We start from the raw sequence: 2,971 nt of genomic DNA, 5'->3' as shown, positions 1-2,971 counted from the left end.
CCTCAACCTCACATTCGCCTCCGATCGCGTGCTGGTCGCCAAATCCGGCGAGCTCGCCACCAGCCGCGGCCATTACACGATGCGGATGACCGACCCGGCCACCAAGCAAGCGAAAACCGAAAGTGGGACCTACGTGACGGTCTATCGCAAGCAGGACGACGGCAGCTGGAAAGCGGTCGAGGACGCAGTCATTCCGGGCGCGCCCGTCGTTGCTCCGGCTGCAGCGCCGAAGTAGAGGCCAAGCCTCCCATTGAGTCAGCCCATCGTCCGAATCGGCATCGGCGGCTGGACCTATCCGCCGTGGCGCGGGACCTTTTACCCGGCTGGGCTAGCGTTCTTGCGTCACCCGGCCGAAGCTTTGCTCGATGCTTTCGCGGCGCGCGCCCAGCGCTGGAAGAGGTCCAGCCGCGACGCTTACATCTTCATGATCAACGGCGCCAAGCTCCGCGCCCCCGCCGCCGCGCTGGCGCTCGGCCGAAAGCTGGCCGTTTAATTTCCGTTAGACGCCACTTGGTGAACTGTGCATGTGTCGGACCCGGAACGAATCAAATCGTTCCGGTCGGTTCGATTTCGAGCGGACTAATGGGAGCCGGTCCCCATTTGGCCGGCTTTTTTGGTGCCGGTAACACCGGCGGCCTTGGGGAGACGTACTTTGAAATCTTGGATCATCGGCGCGGCCATGCTGGCCAGCGCATTTGCAGCTCAGCCCGCGCTCGCGCAGGAGAGCAGCTACAAGCTTGGACCAATGTGGACCGCCGCGCGGATCGACGTCGAGGACGGCCAGTACGAGAACTACATGGACTGGCTCAACAAGGTGTGGGTCGACAACCAGGCATTCGCCAAGTCGCAGGGCTGGATTCTCGACTATCACGTGCTCGACAGCGTCAACCCGCGCGACGGCGAGCCCGACCTCATCCTGATTACGCGTTTCGCCGATTTCCCGTCGGTCGCCGAGATCGATCGCCGCAACGCGATCATCAACAAGCGCATGAGCCAGGACGACCATTCGGCCGATGCCGCCAGCGGCCAGCGCAACAAGATGCGCCGGCAGATGGGCAGCGTGCTCTACCGCGAGATCCTCAAGCGCTAAACGAAGCGGGCACCGGTGCAGCGCATTTGCGCTTGCACCGGTGCTGCGCCATGAGCGGCCAATGCGCACCAAAGAGCAGCCGCTCCGCCTCGCCCTGATCGCGCCCAATGGCCGGATGGGCCAGGCGATCGCGGCCGCCGTCGCCGACGATCCCGGTTTCGCGCTCGATCCCGACCATGGCGATGTTTTGGTCGACTTTTCAACACCTTCGGCCTTGCAGGCAAGCCTAGACCGCGCGGTCGCGGCGGGCATCCCGATCCTCGTCGGCACCACCGGCCTCGACGATCTCGCCGGCCAGCGCATCGCCGCCGCCGCCGAGCAAGTCGCGGTGCTGCGCGCCGCCAACACTTCGCTCGGCATAACCATTCTCGCCGACCTCCTCGAACGCGCCGCTGCAGTCTTGGGACCGGACTGGGACGTCGAGATCCTCGACGTTCATCACGCCAAAAAAGTCGACGCTCCGTCAGGGACCGCGCTCGCCCTTGGAGATGCGGTGTCGCGCGGCCGCAGCTCTGCCAAAATCGGCTACGCCTCGATCCGCGGCGGCACCGTTGCCGGCGACCATGAAGTAATGTTCCTCGGCCCCGAAGAGCGGCTGATCCTGTCGCACCGCGCCGAAAGCCGCGCGATTTTCGCCCGCGGCGCGCTCACCGCCGCGCGCTTTCTGCATGGCAAGCCGCCCGGTCTCTATTCGATGCGCGACGTCATCGATTCGCTGTGAAGCGCGAGCAGGTTTTCGAATTCTTCCGGCGATTGGCCGAAGAGAACCCTTCGCCAACGACCGAGCTCGAATACCAGAACCCCTACACCCTGCTGGTCGCGGTCGTGCTCTCCGCCCAGTCCACCGACGTCGGCGTCAACCTCGCCACCCGCGGCCTGTTCAAGCGCGCGTCCACGCCCGCGCAAATGATCGCGCTCGGCGAAGACGACGTCCGCCAGGCGATCAAAACCATCGGCTTGTTCAACACCAAGGCCAAGAACGTCATCGCGCTGTCGCAAGCCCTCATCGACAATTTCGGCGGTGAGGTGCCGCGCACCCGCGAACATCTCGAAACCCTCCCCGGGGTCGGCCGCAAGACCGCCAACGTCGTCCTCAACACCGCCTTCGGGCAGGAGACGTTCGCGGTCGATTCCCCCATCTTCCGCGTCGGCAACCGCACCGGCCTCGCCCCCGGCAAGACCCCGCTCGAGGTCGAACTCAAGCTCGACAAGTTCACCCCGCAGCCGTTCCGCCGCGACGCCCACCACTGGCTGATCCTGCACGGCCGCTACACCTGCAAGGCGCGCAAGCCCGAATGCTGGCGCTGCCCGGTCGCCGACCTGTGCCGCTACAAACCCAAGACGCCTGCGCCCAAAGGCTCAGCGCCACCGCCGCTCGAACCGGTGGCCTAGCGTCGTCAGCAGCTCATATTGCGACAGCCCGGACTGCGCCGACGCGGTCGGCAGGTCGTAATCGACCTCGACCCAATCCCCTTCCTTGAGGTGCGGCGCTGCATCGCAGTCGATCGCGATCAGGTCCATCGACACGCGGCCAAGCACCGGCAGCGCGAATTCACCGGCGAATGCGCTGCCACGCGATGAGAAGCCGCGCAGGTATCCGTCGGCGTAACCGATGTTGAGGATCGCCGCTTCGGTGTCGGCCTCAGCCACGAATGTCGCGCCATAGCCGCAGCTTTCGCCAACGCGAATCGTCCGCCGCTGGACAATCTGGGCTTCGACGTGCGCGACCTGGCGAATGTTGCCCTCGGCCTCGCGCCGCGGCACGCCGCCGTACAGCGCCAGGCCCGGCCGAACGAGGTCGAACGCATAATCGCGGCCGAGGCAAATCCCGGCCGAATTGGCGAGGCTGTATCGCTTGGCCGGCACGGCCGCGGCGACCTC

6 protein-coding genes are annotated in these 2,971 nt (G+C 65.7%); 5 read left to right on the top strand and 1 reads right to left on the bottom strand.

Features of this window, described 5'->3' with window-relative positions; all coding sequences use genetic code 11:
• The 5 genes from RMO25_RS08295 to nth form a co-directional block, all read left to right on the top strand.
• Positions 1 to 235: hypothetical protein (locus tag RMO25_RS08295; RefSeq protein WP_309662135.1), on the top strand; the 235-nt coding region annotated here is incomplete at its 5' end.
• Between the two features lie 15 nt (positions 236 to 250).
• Positions 251 to 493 carry a hypothetical protein gene (locus RMO25_RS08290; RefSeq protein ID WP_309662134.1) on the top strand — a complete coding sequence of 81 codons (243 nt, stop codon included), beginning with the start codon at positions 251 to 253 and terminating at the stop codon, positions 491 to 493.
• 159 nt (positions 494 to 652) lie between these two features.
• Positions 653 to 1,090 (top strand): hypothetical protein, encoded by a 438-nt coding sequence (locus tag RMO25_RS08285; protein WP_309662133.1) that lies wholly within the window; start codon positions 653 to 655, stop codon positions 1,088 to 1,090.
• 61 nt (positions 1,091 to 1,151) lie between these two features.
• Positions 1,152 to 1,811, top strand: coding sequence for a 4-hydroxy-tetrahydrodipicolinate reductase (dapB, locus tag RMO25_RS08280; protein ID WP_309662132.1), 660 nt, complete (start codon positions 1,152 to 1,154; stop codon positions 1,809 to 1,811).
• Positions 1,808 to 2,482 (top strand): endonuclease III, encoded by a 675-nt coding sequence (gene nth / locus RMO25_RS08275; protein WP_309662131.1) that lies wholly within the window; start codon positions 1,808 to 1,810, stop codon positions 2,480 to 2,482. The genes dapB and nth overlap by 4 nt, the downstream gene beginning before the upstream one ends.
• Here the strand turns inward: nth and RMO25_RS08270 are convergent.
• Positions 2,450 to 2,971, bottom strand: a 522-nt coding sequence (locus RMO25_RS08270) for an alanine racemase C-terminal domain-containing protein (protein WP_309662130.1), incomplete at its 5' end; no start/stop codon positions are given. The genes nth and RMO25_RS08270 overlap by 33 nt on opposite strands.

This window comes from Sphingomonas sp., assembly GCF_031361285.1.
Lineage (GTDB): Bacteria > Pseudomonadota > Alphaproteobacteria > Sphingomonadales > Sphingomonadaceae > Sphingomicrobium.
This window is presented reverse-complemented; position numbering and strand designations above follow the sequence as displayed.

Coding starts and splice junctions, on each gene's coding strand:
- dapB (WP_309662132.1), top strand. CDS start 1,152: ATGCGCACCAAAGAGCAGCCGCTCCGCCTCGCCCTGATCGCGCCCAAT.